The organism is Thalassospira sp. ABL2_045 (assembly GCF_056161285.1).
Map to the genome: position 1 here is coordinate 74,141 of NZ_JBSWYV010000007.1, position 18,995 is coordinate 93,135.

Genomic DNA, 18,995 nt, shown 5'->3' on the forward strand with positions numbered 1-18,995 from the left:
GTGTCGCGCGCATGCGACTTATTTCTTGTTGGCTGCCTGCGGGCCTTTGCCGCCAGCGCCACCCTGCTGTGCAGGGGGATTGTCTTCGCGCGGGTTTTTGCCGTTCAGGTACGCCTGCGCGCAATGCTCGTCACAGTAAGGCTTGCCCGGGATGATTTTCTTGCCACAGAAATGGAAGTCATCATCACCCGGATCGCCGAACGGCCAGCGGCACATACCCGGACCCAGATCAAAGATTGAAATGCCTTTGGTCTGCTGTTTGGGGGCCGGTGCCTTTTTCTGTTCTGCTTCCTCGGCACGGCGCTGGATCGGGGACGGGCGCTTGGGCAGGCCAAGGCGGTGCGCCTTGCCAACGACAGCATTTTTGCCGACGCCAAGTTCCTCTCCGATGCGTGCCGTGGTCCAGCCCTGATTCCAGAGCGAGGTCAGCAATTCAATCTTTTCCGGCGTCCAGCTCATTTCGAGTATATTCCGTATTTCTTTGTCTACCGTCGAAGTATTCCACGGCAAGGGCTTGTTGTTCGATGTCAAACAGCGATACAGAGGTATCCGCTAATATCGTGTAACGCAAGGGGCTTGGAGATTCGCATCCCCTGCGCCGAGCGCGAACAGGGCAATTTGCATGTTGAAGCCACAATGTAAAGAGGGGATCGTATTTTGACCGGGTTTTTCCTTGCCGTCGCGGTTTTCCTTGCCGGTCACATCATACCGGGACTGCTGCGCGAAAGGCTAGTCAGGCGTCTCGGCTGTCTTCCCTATATTGTCGGCTTCTCGATCCTGTCGATTTTCCTGTTTGGCTGGGTGGTGCACGAGGTCCTGGTCGCGGAGTCGTTTTTGCTCTGGGGCCATCAAACTTGGCAGGCGCAGCTTCTTGTTATTGTGATGTTGCCTGCCTGTATTTTGTGGGCCTGTGCCATTCTTCAACCCTGTCCGCTATCCATCGGGCGAAAAACCGGCTTTGATCCGGCCAGACCCGGGATCAATCGTTTCTGCCGCCATCCCTTTTTGCTGGGCATGATGATCTGGGGTGCGGGGCACATGATTGCCAATGGTGATCTGGTCGCGGTCCTGTTCTTTGGCGGCAGTGCAGCGTTTGCCGTGATCGGGTTTTGGCGCATGGAGAAAATCCGTCTGCGCGATCATTCACCTGATCAACAGTCGGTTTTGCTTGGCGCGACCCGTCGTTTTGCACCATCGGGTTTGCTCCACGGCGCGATCCGGGGGCGGGATCTTTTGGCGGGACTTGTTCTTTATGTCCTGATTTTGGGCGGGCATGGTCATGTGATTGGTGTTGATCCGCTTATCATGGCGGGTTGGTGATCGGGTTCTGATTGCAAGGCTTGTCAGCCAAGGTTTTGACAGGGATACTGTGGTCTGGGCGTAGGAATTCTACGCTGGCCCGGTTTGCCGTGTTGGATGGCAAAGGGCAGTTTCAAGCGAGGTAACATGACGTCTCCTCAACTTGCGAGCAGTCTGGCCAAATTTGCTGAAATGGAAGGCCGTCACCCGCGCCTTCTTCTGGCGACGGCATCAAGCGTTGAAGAAAAACACCACAAGCATGTCGCAACCCTGTTTGCCGATGGCGGGTTTGATGTCGATGTCGCACCTGCTCATTCCGATGTGCAATCCATCGCCCGGCAGGTCATTGATTGCGATGCAGATATGCTGGTGCTGATCCGAACATCCCTGACGGCAGAAGATCGGGTAAGTGTAGCCGATCTGATTGCCGCCCTTGATGCGCTGGACGGTGAATATGTCAAAGTCGGCATCGTTGGCCATGCCGATGATCCGGCGGCGGGTAATGTCGATTTTGTCTGCGATCTTGAACATCTGCAGACAAGCGATTGTGAAGCGCTTATCGATTACATTTTGGCAGTTGAAGAAGGCCGGGTCGCGCAACATATTTAGAACATTGATAAAATCCGCGTAAAAGCGACGCAATGTTTTCGAAACCCTTTGGGCGCATACTGATGCATAATAGTTGCACCCCAAGGCGGGATGTTTAATCAAGGGATGAATGTATGGGATTGCTCAAGGAAACGCTGATGCGCGTCTTTGTCGGCAAAAAAGGCCGGGATGCGATTCAGGCCTATAGCGACGCACAATCCCTGCAAGTGCGCGACAGCGCAACGGCCGAGCAAACAGCAGCCCAGGCGCGGCAGGCCCGCCGTATCGAAGACCGCGCCCTTGCCCATCAGGACGAAGGCATGTCGGTTGAAGAGGCCCGTGCCCTTGCGCTTGCGGAAACCCTGACCGAACAGGCCGACGCCCCGCACACCGAAATCATGAAAGCGCTTAATGCCGCCGATGCCAAACTTGGCAAAAAGAAAAGCAAGATCGCAACACCCGAAGACGAACGCCGTCAGGAGCTGATCAATGAGGCGGTCAAGGCAATGCGCAGCAAGCAAGGCGATCTCGACAAGCTTGATCCCGATCTGCGTGCAAAACTGACGGTGATGGCCGTTGGCGCGTTGATGGGCGGGCCAAACACACCGCGTCAGTAAACGGGTCGATCACACAAACACTGTAACTGAAACAGTGGGCACCACCCGGGGCGGGTCGGTGCCTTTTTGTTGCGTGGTGTCGCTTGGGGGCTCAGGGCTCAAGGCTGCGATGAAGTCCGGTGACAAGATCGCAATAGGACGGCTCGTTATCGGCCGTCAGATAGCCATGGCGGATGAGGAAATCAATCACCACCAGGGCGCAATTGAATTTGAAGTCAAACCCGCTTCGGACAATCTCGGCCACGTCCGCAATCGGAAGCAGGGTAAATTCTTCGACCTCGCCATCGGCGCAATGCGGGATGAAATCCGCTGGCAGTTCCAGATCGAAATTGACCATGACGTCGGGTTTGAGCCCCTCGCTGGTTTCATAAAGATATGAAACAGTGCCGATGGGCAGAACGTTTTTGGCGATCTCGGCTGGAATACCGGCTTCTTCGGCGCATTCCTTGATCATGTTGTCGCGAAAGCCAAGCCCGGTTGGCTGGCCACCCGCGACCATATTATCGAGCATGCCGGGATACGTCGGCTTGTCCATCGCACGTTTGGCGATCCAAATGTGAATGCCATCGGCCTTGCGCACAAAGCCGTTCATATGCACCCCCCACGACCGGCAGCCGAAATAGGGCATGGCAAACCGATCCAGCTGACAGAGCGGATCATCGGCAAGGCGATTGCGGATATCAAATTTCTCGCCGTGAAGACGCTTGATCACGCCCTGTTCACACAGGGCCTCGGTCGCGTCGATCAGTGTCTGGTTGCGCTGATCGATGGTTTTGATCTGCGGTCCAAAGCCATATTCGCCGTTTTCATCGCGAATAAAGCTGTCGCCCAGCCCGGTCAGGGCGGTGGCAAATTCTGACCGGATCGCCCCGACCGGAAGATTGCCAATGCGAAAGCGGGCATAGCGCGACAGATTGGCGTTGTTGCAAGCGTGGATGTGATCAAGATAGGCCAATTCGGAACTCCTGTCGGCAAGGGCGCTGCGATGTGCTGCAGCGCCGCGTGCCCGGACAGCCTACGCGCTAAGTGCGGAGTTTGAATAGCCCTTTTCCGAGGTCAGAACCGTATTGACGTGGATGATCTGGCGCAGGCAGCGGGCGATATGTTCAGCGACCTTGGTTTCAAGTTGCTGAACCTGGATATCGATCTGCAATTCTTCGTAACCCCGCATCCCGTCGGCAACGGTGGAATGCCAGCTGGCCGGAACAAGGTTGCGTTTGGCAAACAGTTCCAGAACGCGCGGCATCACGTCCGGCTCGGCAGCGGCGTGAACGGAAAAACAGTAAACGGATTTTGGGGTATGTGCGTCGTGGGTGGACGCAGCAAATGCATGATCGGTCATGACAATGCTCACAGATATTCAGTGCATCAAAAAGGCGAACAGATACGTCCCGGTGTCCTTAGACAACCGGGCTGATAATTCGCGCAATGATGACCGAAAGAATGCTGTGGTGTGTCATGAAGCTATTTAAACAAGGGTCTTTTCAAAACCGGTTGGTTTGAAAGGGGACACAAATGATGAAAGCGAAGGCTGGATCAGAGAACCAGAAGCGATGCGATGACGGCCAGAATGGTACCGGCGAACAGAATTTCCATCGAACGGGCGATCTGCTGTTCACGGGCAATGGCGATTGCAACGGCTTTGCGCTTATTCATCATGTTTACTCCGTCTTATGACAGGTAGTGGCATTGTGCCGGGCTCGGCACACGTCAAATATAGGCAGGCAAAAGGTCGCGTTACAAGGGTTCTGAGTCAAAAAACGTCAAAAAACTTTCAACCTCATGGAAAAGGTCACGTTTTTGATCGTTATTTTGTCACAAATTCCGACGGGTCGGATTTGCTGATGGCATTCTGCGGCCATGTATCGTTCGCTTATCAGACCGTTTCGAATCCGCGTCCCCGATTCGTCGGGATTTCCGCGGGTTCCGTTGGATTGACGACGTGCCAGTAATCGCTGATCGGTTTGGGGTGACCGTATTTGTAGCCCTGAACAGAGCGGCAATCATGATCGGTCAGGAAGGTTGCCTGCTCGTCGGTTTCCACCCCTTCGGCAATTACATCAAGATGAAGGTCACGGCCGAGATTGATCACGGCACGGACGATCGCGATGGCCTGGTCATTGCTGATCAGCTTCTTGATAAAGGACTGATCGATCTTGATTCGGTCGACCGGGAAGTTCTGCAATGTGGCCAGTGATGAATAGCCGGTGCCAAAATCATCCATGGCAATCCGCACACCAAGTCTCTTGATGTCAGACAGGATCTTCATCGAGCGCGCCGGGTTGTGAATAAGCGCGGTTTCGGTGACTTCCAGCTCAAGACGTTTCGGGTCCAACCCGGTTTCGCTCAGGATTTCAGCCACCAGTTCCGGCAGTTCATGTTTCTGAAGCTGCACGGCCGACAGGTTCACCCCGATGCCCAGCGGGTTTTTCCAGCGGGTGGCTTCCTGACAGGCGGTTCTCAGTACCCATTCACCCAGCGGCACGATCAGACCTGTTTCCTCGGCAATCGGGATGAAACGACCCGGCGGAATGGATCCCATTTCCGGATCGGTCCAGCGCAGCAAGGCCTCGAAGGAATTGATCACCTTCCCGCCGGTATCGCATTGCGGCTGGTAATGCAGTTCGAGCTGGCCGTTTTCCATCGCATTGCGCAGGTTCGAGGAAAGCTGGCGCTTGAAGCGGTATTCTTCATCCATTTCCGGCGAATAGAATACCAAGTCATTGCCGCCCGATTGCTTGACCCGATACATGGCAAGATCGGCGTGGAACAGGATGCTTTCAGCGTCATTACCGTCCGTCGGATAGTGGGCGATGCCAATGCTGGCAGACAGCTTTGCGCGGTGTTCGGTGTTGATAAAGATCGGGATGGCAACGCAATCAAGGATCTGCTGTGCAACTTCGCGCGACCGTGCGATCACACCATCCATGTCCGACCGCGTCTGATGATGGAGCAGGGCGACGAATTCGTCTCCGCCAACGCGCGCGATGATGACATCGTCTGCAAACAGCTTGGACAGGCGTTCGCCCAGTTCACGCAGCGCATGGTCGCCGGCAATATGCCCGAAGCTGTCATTAAGTTCCTTGAAGTGATCGAAATCGATACACATCACTGTCGCCGGCGTACCGGTCTCATCGGATTCCTGTAATGCTTCGCTCAGGCGGTCATTGAAGGTTGTCCGGTTCAAAAGCTTGGTCAGGGAATCATGTTCGGCGAGGAACCGGATATGATGTTCGGCGGCATAGCGTTCGCGCAGATCACGCAGCCCAAAGATCACCGTCGCATCGGATATTTCATCGGCGGGAATTTCACGGCGGACAACTTCAACCGGTATTTCGCTGTTGTTGGTCCAGGACAGGTTTGTCTCGACATAGCTGACCTCGCCCGACTTAAACGCCGGCGGCGTATCGGCAAGCCATTCGGCGATGAAATCCTGATCAAGGATGTCGCCACGGCTGACACCCCCCAGTTTCAGGAAGCTGTCATTGGCGTCAATTACCCGGCCATTCTGGGTCAGGACAAGCGCCTCGATCGCGGAATCCCCCAGAATGCGCATGCGGTTGCTGACATGATCGCGAAGCTGGCGATCAACAAGGGCTGTGACAAAGCCGATCGCAATCAGGATGACAGCAACAACGGCCACGCCAACTGCAAGATATTCCTGCGAAATAAGCTGGGCCGGGACTGGAACGGTTGGATCAGGGGTAATCACCAATGCGCCCATCGCACTGAAATGCATGGTCGCAACCGCGATGGTCAGGTTTGCCTTGCCCAGAAGCTTCTGGCGTGCCGTTTGTGCCGAGCGTGCCAGCCAAAGCGATATCATCCCGAACATAGCCCCCATCAGGATGGCAGCAATGACGATATCCATGTGCCAGCTGATCACACCGGGCAGGCTGATGGCTGACATGCCGGTAAAGTGCATGGCCGAAATGCCAAGCCCGACAACAAGCCCGCCGACAACCCGCGACAGGACAAGATGCGGCCCACCAACCGATGCAATTGCAAAACCAATGGTGGTTGCTACAATCGCAATGCCAAGCGAAGCGGCGGTCAGAACCGGCTCATACCCGACCGGCACAACCGGGTCATAAGACATCATCGCGATGAAATGGGTGGCCCAAATTCCGCCTCCGGTGACAACACCGGTCAGGAACAACCAGGCGATTTTCTGCCGTAGGCGCCCGATGCAGGCCCGCGCGTACAGATTGAATGCGGTATGAATGCCGCCAAGACCGATCAGAAGGGCAACAATGACCAGAACGATATCGTGCTGGTGGGCAAGGCAGTCATAAATTCTGTACATCAACGAGCCGATTTCAAAATTTATGTAATAGTTTCAAATACTATCACATTTTACTGGTCTAATTTTAATTCGGCCTTTGTACGCGAAGCAACCCAAATCGGATTTAGGGCAAAGATGGCTTTGCGCTTTCCGCCTGCACTGGCGATGCCCCGCCGGGATATGGCAAGTCGATCCGGATGCGTCATTGCGGATGCCTAGCGAATGACGACGTCGCTTTCACCGATCATGCGCGGGGTGCTGTCACCCCGGGTAAAGGTGATCTCACCGTGATAGGTTCCGGCGGGCCAATTGCTTCCGGGGCGGTCCATATTGATGAAGAACCACTTTGCCCGCGGGCCGGCATCGTTGGGCAGATCAATCGCAAAGTCGCGGTGGCCGCCTTTGCCGTCTGGCGTTTGCAGGCTCATGCGGATGACATCACCATCATTGGCACCGATCAGATAGGCCCAGAAATAAAGACCCGGGCTCGTGCTTGGCAGTTCCTGATCCTTGCCATAGCCGCGTTTAAGGTCGGACGCGGTCGGGCGCGCCATCGAAAATCCGTGGCCATAAAGCGTGATCTCGTTATAGCTCAGCTGGGCGCGGGCCTCAGTCGACCAAAGGGCAGCATTTTCAACATTGCAGTCATTGGGCGTGCTGGCGCCCATGGTGGTGCCGCTGAACGGATCAACAAGCTCGCCATTCTTGCGCAGGTTGAAATGCAAGTGCGGGAAGGTGGCCTGGCCGGAAATGCCGATGCGGCCGATAACCTGTCCACGGCTGACCCGGTCCCCCTGTTTGACCGCAACCCAGCTGCGGCGCAGATGGCAATACTGGCTTTGCCAGCCATCATCATGATCAATCAGGATGCCGTTCCCGCATTCAATGCCTTCGAGGCTGCTGGATGAAACGCGACCAGAGTCGATATCCTCGACCCCTTCGCGGAGCGCTCTGACTGTACCATCGGCAATGGCGCGCACAGATACACCGTCAAGCATGGTGGCCTCATCCGGGATGGCGAAATCGGTACCGCGATGGCCGTCATATGTTGTGGTGCCGCAGGCGTAATCGCGAATTTGCGGGCCCGGATCATGATCGACGTAATGCACGATGTCACAGGTATTGCCGGCACAATCGACAGGAAGATCAAACGGCGGGCCATCTGCATGGGCGATACTGCCAAAGGACAGGGTCGCGAACACCGAAAGAAAGAGTGTCCGAATAGATCCTGATCGTTCTGGCATGAGGCCCCCTGTTATCGAATTTGGTCACGGCACGATGGCGTTTCAGTGTGAATCGCCTTTCTCTAACATAAAGGTGATCAGACCGCGACGTGCAAGACATTGTTTGTATGTTGCGATATCCGTTATGACTTCAAGATGACAGGTATGAACCCGATCTCATCACGCAAGGCAGGATGAAATGGATCAAAGCGGATTATTTCGTTTGGCAATCTTTGCCGCCATTCTGGCGGTGATGGCCCTGTGGGAGGCGGTCGCACCCTATCGCCCCAAAGAAGCGGTGCGTCGACCCATGCGCTGGTTGACCAATTTCGGCCTGTTGTTGTTGAGTGCCGCGCTTGCACGCTTCACCATCGGTGCGGCGATGATTGCAACCGCAATCTGGGCGCAGGCAAATGGTCTCGGGCTGAATAACCTTGTTGGATTGCCGGGCGTTCTGGCGGGGCTTGTGACAATCGTCGTTCTGGATTGCGCTGTTTACTGGCAGCATCGCCTGACCCATATCGTGCCGGTCTTTTGGCGTTTTCATCGGGTGCATCATTGCGATACCGAATTTGATGTCTCGACGGCTGTGCGCTTTCACCCGTTCGAGATCGTCGCATCCGCGCTTTATAAATCCTTCTTCGTTCTCATGATCGGCGCCGATCCCTGGGCGGTGGTGGTGTATGAAAGCATGCTCAGCGGCTTTGCCCTGTTTAATCATGGCAACGTGCATCTGCCCAAAAGCCTGGATCGCGCCTTGCGCAAGTTGATTGTAACCCCTGACATGCACCGGGTGCACCATTCCAGTGTGATGCGTGAAACCAACAGCAACTATGGCAATATCCTGTCGATCTGGGATCGCCTGTTTGTCAGTTACATTGACCACACCAGGGTCAATGATCACGACATGCAGATCGGCCTTGATGAATTCCGCGACAAGGACAGTCAGAGCTTGCTGGGTGTTTTATGGATGCCGTTCGGGCGTCGCTGATTACGCCGGAACCACCCCGCTAACCGCCATGGCAGATGCCACCAGTGACCGGCGCCCATCGGTCTTGCCGCCAAGATAAGCCAGTCGTGTCGCCTGCTGGATTTCATGGGCCATGTCGGCATATTGCCGGTTAAAGAAATTCCGGATCAGGCTGTGTGCGCCCATCAGCGATTGCCAGTAATCATCGAAATCAATGAAATCCATGCGCACGGCAAGCGTCGTCGTGTCGATATCGCGCAATCCCGCTTCCGACCAAAGATCATAAAGATCATCTTCATCCTTGTAGGGGACGTCAAAAATCTCCTCGCGGAGTTTTTCGCCCTCCACCCCGGCCAGAATGGCGGCGGCATCGAGAAACAGGCGGATAAACATCAACCCGCCTGATCGGTCCCAGACTGATGCGGCAACCCGGCCGTCAGGCTTGGTCACGCGCACCATTTCGCCAAGGGCCTGTTTCGGGTCTTCCAGATCATTGATCAACAACTGCGAACAGGCGGTATCAAAACTGTTGTCGTCAAACGGTAGGGCAGAGGCATCGCCGGTCTTGAGGTCTATGTTTTTCGCTTCTTGGCGCAGGGTATCGGTCAGATAATCGGGGATCAGGTCAATGCCGACAATCCTTGCATCCGGATAACGGTTGGCCGCAGCCAGTGTCAGGCTGCCGGTGCCACACCCGACATCAATCAGCGCCCCGCAGGACGGCGCAGCAACAAAATCAAGGAAACTCCGCGACAGGCGGCGGCTCCATCGACCCATGGCAATTTCATAGGTGTCGGCGATTGTATTGTTCATGTGGAGCGTTTCCTAACGGTTTGATTTTTTGAATTATTTTAGTCTGATTTTAGGTGGGTATGACTGATATGTCGCCGTTTCCGACAATTTCAACCGCATGACAAATAGCCATTCGACGAAATAGGCATTGCTCATTTCAAAAAATGCGCAATAAAATTACAAATATTGCATTGCAAAATAATCATAAGCGCGACATCTGCAGTGTAAGCGAGTGCGCAACAGGCAAAGGGTTCCCAGGAAATGAACGAACGCGACGGACTTCACGGGCTGTATTTCGAAGATCTCGAGATCGGCTTGTCAGCAAGTTATGGCAAGACAGTCACCGAAACCGACATTGTGATGTTTGCCGGCATTACCGGTGATACCAATCCGGTGCACCTTAATCAGGATTACGCCGAAACCACGATGTTTGAAGGCCGCATTGCCCATGGCATGCTTTCTGCCGGGTTTATTTCCACCGTTCTTGGCACCCGCCTGCCGGGGCCGGGCACGATTTATCTGTCCCAGAATTTGCAGTTTAAGGCACCGGTCCGGATTGGCGATACCGTCACCGCACGCGTGACGGTTCGTGAAACCATGCCTGAAAAGAAATGCGCTATTCTGGAAACCAATTGCTATGTCGGGGATCGTTGCGTGATCTCGGGCGAGGCAACAGTGATGGTGCCGTCGCGCAACTAAGACAGGCAGAGGTGGGCAAACCCCGCTTTTTTGTCGGAAAAGTCTTTACGCTTTGGCCCCGCGCCCTATATAGCTGCCTGCTGGATTTGCCGATAATAGGTCGGCAGGCATGGAACGCAGCAAAGAGAGACCGGCGCGAATGCGCGTTTTTCGATCTTTTGAGAACCTGACCGATGATGCGCGCGGCGCCGTTGTGGCGATCGGCAATTTCGATGGTTTGCATCTGGGGCATCAGACGCTTCTGGATCAGGCCCGTGCGATTGCCCGCGATCTCGGTGCGCCGCTTGCCATCCTGACCTTTGAACCCCATCCGCGCATGCTGTTTCGTGCCGACGATCCGCCGTTTCGCCTGACCTCGGCCGAGGATCGCGAAACCGCGGCTGGCAGCATTGATATCGACCTGTTCTATGAGGTCGAATTCAACCGCGATTTCGCTGCCATGACCGCCGAGGAATTCATTGAACGGGTTCTGGTCAGCGGACTTGGTGCCAAGCATGTCGTGGTTGGCTGGGATTTCTGTTTCGGCAAGGGCCGGGCAGGCGATGTCGAATTGCTTCGCGCCATCGGGGAAAAATCCGGATTTGGTGTAACGGCGGTGACCGCTGTGACCCATGATAACGGGGTTGTCTATTCCTCGACCGCGATCCGGCAGGCGCTGCGTGATGGACGCCCGGAAGATGCCAAACATCTGCTCGGTCGGCCGTGGGAGATTGGCGGGGTCGTGGCCCATGGCGATGCGCGTGGTCGCACGATTGGCTTCCCGACCGCCAATGTTGCACTGGGTAATCATCTGCGCCCGAAATTTGGTGTCTATGCCGTCGAGCTTGGCCTGATTTCGGAAAAAGATGACACGACTGTGGAACGCTGGGTGCCCGGAGTCGCCAATATCGGTGTGCGGCCAAGCTTTGGCGGCGATGACGAAGCCGGACTTGAAGCGCACCTTTTTGACTTTGATCAGGACATCTATGACCGACGGGTTCGCGTGCGCCTGCACGGCTTTATCCGTGGGGAACAGAAGTTCGATGGGCTTGATGCCCTGAAGGCCCAGATTGCGGCAGATGTGATCGCTGCCAAGGATATTCTCGGCAAGATTTGAATTTGTTGACGAACCCGCTATGATCCGCGCGCTTTTCGCAAGATTGGCGTTCGCGAGATCTCCGGGGGTTCGCCCTTTTAATTTGTTCAAGACGACAGGACCGTCACGATGAGTGTCGAATACAAGAAAACCGTTATCCTGCCCAAGACCGATTTCCCGATGCGGGCGGGTTTGCCAAAGATGGAGCCCACCCTGCTCGAGCAGTGGAAAAACGAGGACCTCTACGGCAAAATTCGCGGTATTTCGGCCGATCGTGAAATGTTTGTCCTGCATGATGGCCCGCCCTATGCGAACGGCCACCTGCATATTGGTCATGCACTGAACAAAATCCTGAAAGACGTCATCACCCGTTCCCAGCAGATGCTGGGCAAGAACGCTGTTTACGTTCCGGGCTGGGATTGCCATGGCCTTCCGATCGAATGGAAGATCGAAGAACAGTATCGCGCCAAGGGCAAGAACAAGGACGATGTTCCGATTGCCGAATTCCGCAAGGAATGCCGCGAGTTCGCTCAGAAATGGCTTGATGTTCAGCGTGAAGAATTCAAACGCCTTGGCGTAATGGGTGACTGGGACAATCCCTATGTCACCATGGATTTCAAGGCAGAAGCCTCGATCGCACGTGAACTTGGCAAGTTCCTGATGAACGGTTCGCTCTATATGGGCTCCAAACCGGTCATGTGGTCGGTGGTTGAAAAAACCGCACTTGCCGAGGCCGAAGTCGAATATCATGACCATACGTCGAAGACGATCTATGTCCGCTTCCCGGTCACCGAAACCAAGGTTGATCTGCTGAAAGATGCGACCATCGTCATCTGGACCACCACCCCTTGGACCATTCCGGGCAACCGTGCAATTTCGTATGGCGAAGACATCGAATATTCCGTCATCGAAGTCACCGAAACCGCCGAAGAAGCATGGGCCAAGGTTGGCGAGAAGATGGCGGTTTGTACCGATCTTGTTGAAGACCTGTGCAAGAACGGCCGTGTGACTGGGCACAAGGTTGTCGGCACTTTTAAGGGCTCTGAACTTGAAGGCACGCTTTCGGCCCATCCGTTCCGCGGGCTGGGTTATGATTTTGATGTGCCGCTTCTCGCTGCTGATTACGTCACGACCGATACCGGTACCGGCTTTGTCCATACCGCCCCGACCCACGGCCCGGACGATTACCAGACCGGTCTGAAATATGGTCTGGAAGTGCCGGAAATGGTCGATGGCGACGGTGCCTATTATCAGACCGTGCCGCTATTTGCCGGTGAGCGCATCTATGATGAAAACGGCAAGGAAGCCGGTGCGAATGAAGCGGTCATTGCCAAGCTGGTCGAAGTTGGCGCGCTGCTGTCGCGTGGCCGTCTCAAGCACTCCTATCCGTGCTCCTGGCGTTCGAAGGCGCCGGTGATCTATCGCACCACGCCGCAGTGGTTCATTTCCATGCAGGACAATGACCTGCGTGAAAAGGCACTTCAGGCAATTGATAACACCCGCTTCGTACCGGAAGCCGGTCGTAACCGCCTGCATTCCATGATCGCCAACCGTCCGGACTGGTGCGTTTCGCGTCAGCGCGCATGGGGTGTGCCAATCACGGTGTTTATTGAAAAAAGCACCCGTCAGCCGTTGCGTGATCAGGAAGTCCTTGATCGTGTCTATGACGCCTTCTGCGAAGAAGGTGCGGACGCATGGTTCACCCGCGATGCGCAGTATTTCCTCGGCGACAAATATAATGCTGATGATTTCGAACAGGTCACCGATGTCCTTGACGTCTGGTTTGATTCCGGTTCGACCCACGCCTTCGTGCTTGAAGAACGTCAGGACCTGAAATGGCCGGCTGATTTGTATCTCGAAGGGTCGGATCAGCATCGCGGCTGGTTCCACAGCTCGCTGCTTGAGTCTTGCGGGACCCGTGGTCGCGCACCGTATGAAGCGGTTCTGACCCATGGTTTCGTGCTGGATGGCGAAGGCCGCAAGATGTCGAAGTCGCTGGGTAACGTGATTGCACCGAACGATGTGATCAACAAGCTGGGTGCCGATATCCTGCGTCTGTGGGTGGTCAGCTCGGATTATCATGATGATCTTCGCATCAGCCATGAAATTATCCAGCGCCATTCCGACATCTATCGTCGTCTGCGCAACACGCTGCGCTTCCTGCTGGGCAACCTTGCCGAGTTCAGCGAAGAAGAAAAAATTGCAGACAACGAACTGCCGGAACTCGAACGTTGGGTTCTGCATCGTCTGAGCCACCTTGACGACATGGTGCGCAAGACGACCGCAGATTATGATTTCCACAGCATGTTTATCGAGCTGCATAACTTCTGCGCGCTCGATATGTCGGCCTTCTATCTCGATATCCGTAAGGACGCGCTTTATTGCGACGCGCCCAGCAGCCTGCGCCGCCGTGCGGCCCGGACCGTCATGGATCGCGTGTTTGATTGCCTTGTGCGCTGGTTGGCGCCGGTGCTTTGCTTTACCGCAGATGAAGCATGGCGTGCACGGTATGGTGCCGAAAGCTCCGTCCATGCGGAAACCTTCAACACGGTTTCTGATGGCTGGAAAGACGACGCACTGGCTGAAAAGTGGGCAAAAATCCGCAAGCTGCGCCGTGTTGTCACCGGTGCGCTTGAACTCGAACGTGCGGAAAAACGCATTGGCGCAAGCCTTGATGCCGCACCGAAGGTTTATGCCGATGCCGAATATGTTGAAGCGCTTAACGGCCTTAATCTTGCCGAAATCGCCATTACATCTGACATCGAACTGATCACGGGTGATGCACCAGATGGGGCCTATACCCTTGAAGATGTTTCGGGTGTTGGTGTTGTACCGGCCTTGGCCGACGGTGAAAAATGCGAACGCTGCTGGCAGACCCTGCCGGAAGTGGGCAGCCACGCCGAGCATAAAACCGTTTGCAACCGCTGTGCGGATGCCGTTGATGAAATGGGAATTGCCGCCCAGTAAGGTGGCGTTCGGGGCACGCCCTGCCAGTTGGCAGGGCACATCCCGGCAAGTCAGAAAGAGTGTTGATGAAACATCGTGCCTTTGTGTTTGGTCTGATCGTCATTGCAATCGTGTTTGGTGTCGACCAGTGGACCAAGGCGCTGGCGATTGATGAACTCTCAGCCCCGTTTCGCAAGATCGAAGTCACGCCATTCCTGAACTTTGTTCTGGCCTGGAACCCGGGCGTTTCGTTCGGCCTGTTTCAGGGGCAGGCACCCTGGGTCATGATCGCGGTAACGGCGGCCATCACCATTGGCTTTGGCATCTGGATGTGGCGCACGCGCGATTCCATGCTGCGTTTTGCGCTGGCGATGATCATTGGCGGCGCGGTTGGCAATCTGGTGGATCGCCTGCGTCATGGGGCTGTGACCGACTTCATTGATCTGCATGTTGCGGGCTATCACTGGCCGGTATTCAATATTGCCGATAGCGCAATCACGGTTGGTGCCGCGCTACTGTTGATCGATTCCCTTTTTGGCGGTAAAAAATCTACCTGATGAATTTTCGCCGGGCCCAAAAGCCCGGTTCAGACGTGGTAATGAGGCGCACATGGCCCGGAAACTGACGACCCATATTTTCAAAATTGCATTGCTGGGCGGACTTGCGCTTGGCATTTCCGGTTGTGAATCAACACGCGAAACCTTTGGCCTGAACAAACAGTCCCCGGACGAGTTCGCCGTTGTCTCGCGCGCCCCGCTGAGCTTGCCGCCTGATTTTACCCTGCGTGTTCCCGATCCGGGGGCACCGCGCCCGCAGACCGGTTCGACCACCGATCAGGCCCGTCGCATTCTGGTGGGCGAAGACCCCAATCAGGTCAAGCGCGACATCACCGAAGGCACACGCAGTAAAGGCCAGGTTGCCCTTCTGTCGGCCTCCGGGGCGCAATATGCCGATCCGGAAATCCGCAACGTGGTGGATCGTGAAACCTCGATCTTTATTTCCGAAAGCGAAGGTGTCGTTGACGACCTTCTGTTCTGGCAGGATCAGCCGGAATTCGGATCCGTTGTTGACCCGGCGGCTGAGGCCAAGCGTATCCGCGATCAGCAGGCCCTGGGCGACAATGTTTCCGGCGGTGCCGATACCCCTGTGATCGAACGCAAACAGAAAGGCTGGCTGGAAGATATCTTCTAAGCCGCATCGCCCTGTTTCGCGAGCACACGACAATTTGATGAGTCAGGGTCCAAACTCATTCACATAATCGTCCCGGTCGCCCGGATTTGTGCGGATACACGAAGAAAAACCGCAGGAAGATCTAGATCTTGCAAGGTTTTGCGACAAAGTAGCCCGTGCAAATCCGGGTGATCCGGAGGACAATTGATATGAGAGAAAGCCTCTGCGTCAAATTCCTTGACCGGGGATCACCCCGCTCTGCGGGCTTTTCCTAGTTTTTTCTCTCATATCAGTTGCCGGGGCGGTCATGTGAATGAGTTTGGACCCTGAGACAAGGGCGCGATGGTTTCGCGCCCTTGTTCTGTCATATTCGGTTTTTAAGAAATGCGCTTGGATGCGCGTGTGCTGTTCTGGCCCACGCCCGTTGAAACACCCAGTTTGCTTAACCATGCCTGAATTGGAATGGGACGCCACAATGAGAATTTCCGGAACTTTCCGATCCATGACGCGCAGCTCATTGGCTGTGCTCGCCCTCGTCGCACTGACACTTGCCATCGTGCCCGGTGTGGCACGCGCAGCGGTGTTCAATCCGCAAACCGCAACCCTTGATAACGGGATGCAGGTCGTGCTGGTGGAAAACCACCGGGCACCGGTTGTCACCCATATGGTCTGGTACAAGGTCGGCTCGGCCGACGAACCGCAAGGTGTGTCGGGCATTGCCCATTTTCTTGAGCACCTGATGTTCAAGGGAACCGACGATATTGCGCCGGGTGACTTTTCCAAGATCGTTGCGCGCAATGGCGGCAATGACAACGCCTTTACCAGCTGGGACTATACCGGATACTTCCAGAACATCGCGCGGGACCGGCTGGATTTGGTGATGAAGATGGAAGCCGACCGCATGACCAATCTGAAACTGTCAGATGATGTGGTTTTGCCAGAACGTGATGTGATCATTGAAGAACGCCGTTCGCGCCTCGATACCAGCCCGGGTGCGCTTCTGGGCGAACAGATGCGGGCATCTCTTTATATGGCCCATCCCTATGGCCGTTCGATCATTGGCTGGCTCAATGAAATGCAACAGCTCAGCACCGAAGATGCGCTTGAATTCTATCGCGACTGGTACGCGCCCAATAACGCCATTCTGGTGGTTGCCGGTGACATCACGATGGATGAACTGCTGCCGATGGCCAAAAAATATTATGGCGTCATCCCGCGCGGCAAGGACATGACCCGTAACCGGGTTCAGGAACCGGTCCAGCACGCCCCGCGCAAGGTCACCATGCGTGATCCGCAGGTCGGTCAGGCCTCCTGGTCGCGCTATTATCTGGCGCCGTCCTATAACAACGATGCGGCCGATGCTGCTCCGCTAGATGTGCTTTCCGAGATCATCGGCTCGGGCACGACCAGCCGTTTCTTCAAGTCCCTCGTGGTTGATCAGCAAATCGCATCAAGTGTCGGCACATTCTATAACCCGGTCGCCGTCGACCTGGCGACATTCGGGGTGTATGGCGTACCGCGCGGCGATGTTGACCTTGCCGATCTGGAACAGGCAATTGACGGGGAAATCGCCAAGGTCGTTGCGGAAGGTGTTACACAGGATGAACTCGACCGTGCCAAGCAGAAGCTGCTGGATAGTGCGGTTTTTGCCCGTGATTCGCTGTCGGCTGGTGCACGTGTGCTCGGCCAGTCGCTTGCCGTTGGCCTGAGTGTCGATCAGGTCGAAAGCTGGCCAAACCGGATTTCGGCCGTGACGGTCGAGCAGGTCAATGACGCCGCCAAAAGGGTCTTTGATGACAAGAAATCTGTCACCGGCTGGCTGATGCCGCCCGAAGGTGGCCCGGTCACGGGGGCTGGTGCTGCCCTTCCGATCACCTCTGGCGAAGGAGTGCACTGATATGAACAAGCTGTTTAAACAGATTGCCGGTGTTGCCTTTGCAACCACACTGGGCCTTGGCTTCGCACAACAGGCCTGGGCGGTTGAGGTTCAGGAAGTGATTTCCGATGGCGGTATTCGTGCCTGGCTGATCGAAGATCACATGAACCCGTTGATGACCATGGATATTGCCTTTACCGGTGCCGGGGCGGCAACTGACCCGGAGGACAAACTTGGTCTGGCCAATATGGTCTCGGGCCTGATTGACGAAGGTGCCGGCGCCATGGACAGCCAGACCTTCCGGGGCGAGATGGAAAACCGTTCCATCAGCCTGTCCTTTGATGCCGGGCGTGATGATTTTTCTGGCTCCCTCACAACATTGACGCGCGAACGCGATACCGCGATTGATCTGTTGCGTCTGGCCCTGTCCGAACCGCGCTTTGATGACGAAGCTATTGAGCGCATCCGCGCCCAGATTGTCTCGGGCCTCAAACAGGCGGAAAACAATCCGCGTGATATCGCCAGCCGGACCTTCTTTGCTTCGATCTTTGGTGACCATCCCTATGGGCGCCCGCCATCCGGCACGCTTGAAACGGTGGCCGGGCTCAATGCGAATGATTTCCGTGGCTTTGTGCGCCGCGCCTTTGCCAAGGACAATCTGATTGTCGGTGTGGCTGGTGACATCACGGCTGCGGAACTTGGTCCGCTGCTTGATGAAGCTTTCGGCGCACTGCCTGATCACAGCGACCTGCCAAAGGTCGCCGATGTAACGCCGACCTTTGGCGATATCGAGGTGGTTGAACAGGATATCCCGCAAAGTCAGGCGATCTGGGGCCAGAAAGGCATCAAGCGCAAGGACCCGAATTTCTACGCCGCCTATGTGATGAATTACATCCTTGGCGGTGGTGGCTTCTCATCACGCCTGACCGAGGAAGTCCGTGAAAAACGTGGGCTGGCTTATGGCGTTTATAGCTACCTGGCCGATCTGGACCATGCCGAAATGATGATGGGAGGGGTTGCCACGCGCAATGATGCGATCGGGCAAAGCCTGTCTCTGATCAGCACGGAATGGAGCAAGATGAAGCAGGACGGCATTGATCAGGAAGAACTTGATAATGCCAAGGCCTACCTCACCGGGGCCTTTCCGCTGCGCTTCACAAGCCTTGGCAATCTGTCGGGCATGCTGGTCGGTATGCAAAAGGAAGATCTGGGTATGGACTTCCTTGATCGCCGCAATGACATGGTCAATGCCGTGACCCTTGATGACGTCAACCGGGTTGCGGCTGATCTGATGGATCCGGCCAATGTCACGGTTACGGTGGTGGGCAAGCCCGAAGGTGAACTGGCCTTCTGATCGCAGACCAGAACTTGGGCCTTAAAAGTTGCAAAGCGCGGTGAAAGGCATTTCGCCGCGCTTTATGCTTTGGTAGGTTCATTTCAAACAACAATACCCAT

General features: G+C 55.5%; 18 protein-coding genes. 11 read left to right on the forward strand and 7 right to left on the reverse strand.

From position 1 onward, the window contains the following. Window positions 1–18: 18 nt before the first annotated feature. The gene (locus ACXAIA_RS11715) at window positions 19–459 is read right to left on the reverse strand and encodes a GcrA family cell cycle regulator (protein ID WP_475346996.1); all 441 of its coding nucleotides are present in this window, start codon (window positions 457–459) and stop codon (window positions 19–21) included. Between the two features lie 198 nt (window positions 460–657). Here ACXAIA_RS11715 and ACXAIA_RS11720 point away from each other — a divergent pair, with 198 nt between their 5' ends. From ACXAIA_RS11720 to ACXAIA_RS11730, 3 genes are all read left to right on the forward strand, one after another. Continuing rightward, window positions 658–1,320: an NnrU family protein gene (locus ACXAIA_RS11720; RefSeq protein WP_475349480.1), complete on the forward strand. Its 663-nt coding sequence runs from the start codon at window positions 658–660 to the stop codon at window positions 1,318–1,320. Window positions 1,321–1,446: 126 nt separating this feature from the next. After that, entirely contained in the window at window positions 1,447–1,908 is a 462-nt protein-coding gene (locus ACXAIA_RS11725; RefSeq protein ID WP_475349481.1) for a methylmalonyl-CoA mutase, read from the forward strand. A 113-nt stretch (window positions 1,909–2,021) separates the two neighbouring features. After that, window positions 2,022–2,504, forward strand: a complete 483-nt coding sequence (locus ACXAIA_RS11730; RefSeq protein WP_475349482.1) for a hypothetical protein — start codon at window positions 2,022–2,024, stop codon at window positions 2,502–2,504. Window positions 2,505–2,595: 91 nt separating this feature from the next. Here ACXAIA_RS11730 and ACXAIA_RS11735 read toward each other — a convergent pair whose 3' ends face one another. The 5 genes from ACXAIA_RS11735 to ACXAIA_RS11755 form a co-directional block, all read right to left on the reverse strand. After that, entirely contained in the window at window positions 2,596–3,459 is an 864-nt protein-coding gene (locus ACXAIA_RS11735) for an NUDIX hydrolase (RefSeq protein WP_475349484.1), read from the reverse strand. A 60-nt stretch (window positions 3,460–3,519) separates the two neighbouring features. Beyond that, window positions 3,520–3,846, reverse strand: coding sequence for a hypothetical protein (locus ACXAIA_RS11740; protein WP_297023748.1), 327 nt, complete (start codon window positions 3,844–3,846; stop codon window positions 3,520–3,522). Between the two features lie 194 nt (window positions 3,847–4,040). Next, window positions 4,041–4,163, reverse strand: a complete 123-nt coding sequence (locus ACXAIA_RS11745; RefSeq protein WP_417828577.1) for a hypothetical protein — start codon at window positions 4,161–4,163, stop codon at window positions 4,041–4,043. Between the two features lie 217 nt (window positions 4,164–4,380). After that, a complete protein-coding gene (locus ACXAIA_RS11750) occupies window positions 4,381–6,810 on the reverse strand; it encodes a putative bifunctional diguanylate cyclase/phosphodiesterase (RefSeq protein WP_475349485.1) in 2,430 nt (809 codons plus the stop codon). Between the two features lie 194 nt (window positions 6,811–7,004). After that, window positions 7,005–8,033: a M23 family metallopeptidase gene (locus ACXAIA_RS11755; RefSeq protein ID WP_475349486.1), complete on the reverse strand. Its 1,029-nt coding sequence runs from the start codon at window positions 8,031–8,033 to the stop codon at window positions 7,005–7,007. Window positions 8,034–8,235: 202 nt separating this feature from the next. Between ACXAIA_RS11755 and ACXAIA_RS11760 the strand changes: the two genes are divergently transcribed. Then, window positions 8,236–9,003 carry a sterol desaturase family protein gene (locus ACXAIA_RS11760; RefSeq protein ID WP_475349487.1) on the forward strand — a complete coding sequence of 256 codons (768 nt, stop codon included), beginning with the start codon at window positions 8,236–8,238 and terminating at the stop codon, window positions 9,001–9,003. On the opposite strand, the gene ACXAIA_RS11765 is transcribed toward ACXAIA_RS11760, so the two are convergent. After that, window positions 9,004–9,795 (reverse strand): class I SAM-dependent methyltransferase, encoded by a 792-nt coding sequence (locus tag ACXAIA_RS11765; RefSeq protein ID WP_475349488.1) that lies wholly within the window; start codon window positions 9,793–9,795, stop codon window positions 9,004–9,006. It abuts the gene before it with no gap. 240 nt (window positions 9,796–10,035) lie between these two features. Between ACXAIA_RS11765 and ACXAIA_RS11770 the strand changes: the two genes are divergently transcribed. The 7 genes from ACXAIA_RS11770 to ACXAIA_RS11800 all read left to right on the forward strand — a co-directional run bounded on the left by ACXAIA_RS11770 (window position 10,036) and on the right by ACXAIA_RS11800 (window position 18,894). Continuing rightward, window positions 10,036–10,473 carry a MaoC family dehydratase gene (locus ACXAIA_RS11770; protein WP_475349489.1) on the forward strand — a complete coding sequence of 146 codons (438 nt, stop codon included), beginning with the start codon at window positions 10,036–10,038 and terminating at the stop codon, window positions 10,471–10,473. 139 nt (window positions 10,474–10,612) lie between these two features. Continuing rightward, the gene (locus ACXAIA_RS11775) at window positions 10,613–11,569 is read left to right on the forward strand and encodes a bifunctional riboflavin kinase/FAD synthetase (protein WP_475349490.1); all 957 of its coding nucleotides are present in this window, start codon (window positions 10,613–10,615) and stop codon (window positions 11,567–11,569) included. Window positions 11,570–11,677: 108 nt separating this feature from the next. Continuing rightward, window positions 11,678–14,515 carry an isoleucine--tRNA ligase gene (gene ileS / locus ACXAIA_RS11780; RefSeq protein WP_475349491.1) on the forward strand — a complete coding sequence of 946 codons (2,838 nt, stop codon included), beginning with the start codon at window positions 11,678–11,680 and terminating at the stop codon, window positions 14,513–14,515. Window positions 14,516–14,580: 65 nt separating this feature from the next. After that, window positions 14,581–15,051: a signal peptidase II gene (gene lspA, locus ACXAIA_RS11785; protein ID WP_475349492.1), complete on the forward strand. Its 471-nt coding sequence runs from the start codon at window positions 14,581–14,583 to the stop codon at window positions 15,049–15,051. A 52-nt stretch (window positions 15,052–15,103) separates the two neighbouring features. Beyond that, window positions 15,104–15,685, forward strand: coding sequence for a DUF3035 domain-containing protein (locus tag ACXAIA_RS11790; RefSeq protein WP_475349493.1), 582 nt, complete (start codon window positions 15,104–15,106; stop codon window positions 15,683–15,685). Window positions 15,686–16,166: 481 nt separating this feature from the next. Next, entirely contained in the window at window positions 16,167–17,561 is a 1,395-nt protein-coding gene (locus tag ACXAIA_RS11795) for a M16 family metallopeptidase (protein ID WP_475349494.1), read from the forward strand. 1 nt (window position 17,562) lies between these two features. Continuing rightward, window positions 17,563–18,894 (forward strand): M16 family metallopeptidase, encoded by a 1,332-nt coding sequence (locus tag ACXAIA_RS11800; protein WP_475349495.1) that lies wholly within the window; start codon window positions 17,563–17,565, stop codon window positions 18,892–18,894. The last annotated feature ends 101 nt before the right edge of the window (window positions 18,895–18,995 follow it).

Coding starts and splice junctions, on each gene's coding strand:
- ACXAIA_RS11715 (WP_475346996.1), bottom strand. CDS start 459: ATGAGCTGGACGCCGGAAAAGATTGAATTGCTGACCTCGCTCTGGAAT.
- ACXAIA_RS11725 (WP_475349481.1), top strand. CDS start 1,447: ATGACGTCTCCTCAACTTGCGAGCAGTCTGGCCAAATTTGCTGAAATG.
- ACXAIA_RS11730 (WP_475349482.1), top strand. CDS start 2,022: ATGGGATTGCTCAAGGAAACGCTGATGCGCGTCTTTGTCGGCAAAAAA.
- ACXAIA_RS11740 (WP_297023748.1), bottom strand. CDS start 3,846: ATGACCGATCATGCATTTGCTGCGTCCACCCACGACGCACATACCCCA.
- ACXAIA_RS11745 (WP_417828577.1), bottom strand. CDS start 4,163: ATGATGAATAAGCGCAAAGCCGTTGCAATCGCCATTGCCCGTGAACAG.
- ACXAIA_RS11750 (WP_475349485.1), bottom strand. CDS start 6,810: ATGTACAGAATTTATGACTGCCTTGCCCACCAGCACGATATCGTTCTG.
- ACXAIA_RS11755 (WP_475349486.1), bottom strand. CDS start 8,033: ATGCCAGAACGATCAGGATCTATTCGGACACTCTTTCTTTCGGTGTTC.
- ACXAIA_RS11765 (WP_475349488.1), bottom strand. CDS start 9,795: ATGAACAATACAATCGCCGACACCTATGAAATTGCCATGGGTCGATGG.
- ACXAIA_RS11770 (WP_475349489.1), top strand. CDS start 10,036: ATGAACGAACGCGACGGACTTCACGGGCTGTATTTCGAAGATCTCGAG.
- ACXAIA_RS11775 (WP_475349490.1), top strand. CDS start 10,613: ATGCGCGTTTTTCGATCTTTTGAGAACCTGACCGATGATGCGCGCGGC.
- ileS (WP_475349491.1), top strand. CDS start 11,678: ATGAGTGTCGAATACAAGAAAACCGTTATCCTGCCCAAGACCGATTTC.
- lspA (WP_475349492.1), top strand. CDS start 14,581: ATGAAACATCGTGCCTTTGTGTTTGGTCTGATCGTCATTGCAATCGTG.
- ACXAIA_RS11790 (WP_475349493.1), top strand. CDS start 15,104: ATGGCCCGGAAACTGACGACCCATATTTTCAAAATTGCATTGCTGGGC.
- ACXAIA_RS11795 (WP_475349494.1), top strand. CDS start 16,167: ATGACGCGCAGCTCATTGGCTGTGCTCGCCCTCGTCGCACTGACACTT.
- ACXAIA_RS11800 (WP_475349495.1), top strand. CDS start 17,563: ATGAACAAGCTGTTTAAACAGATTGCCGGTGTTGCCTTTGCAACCACA.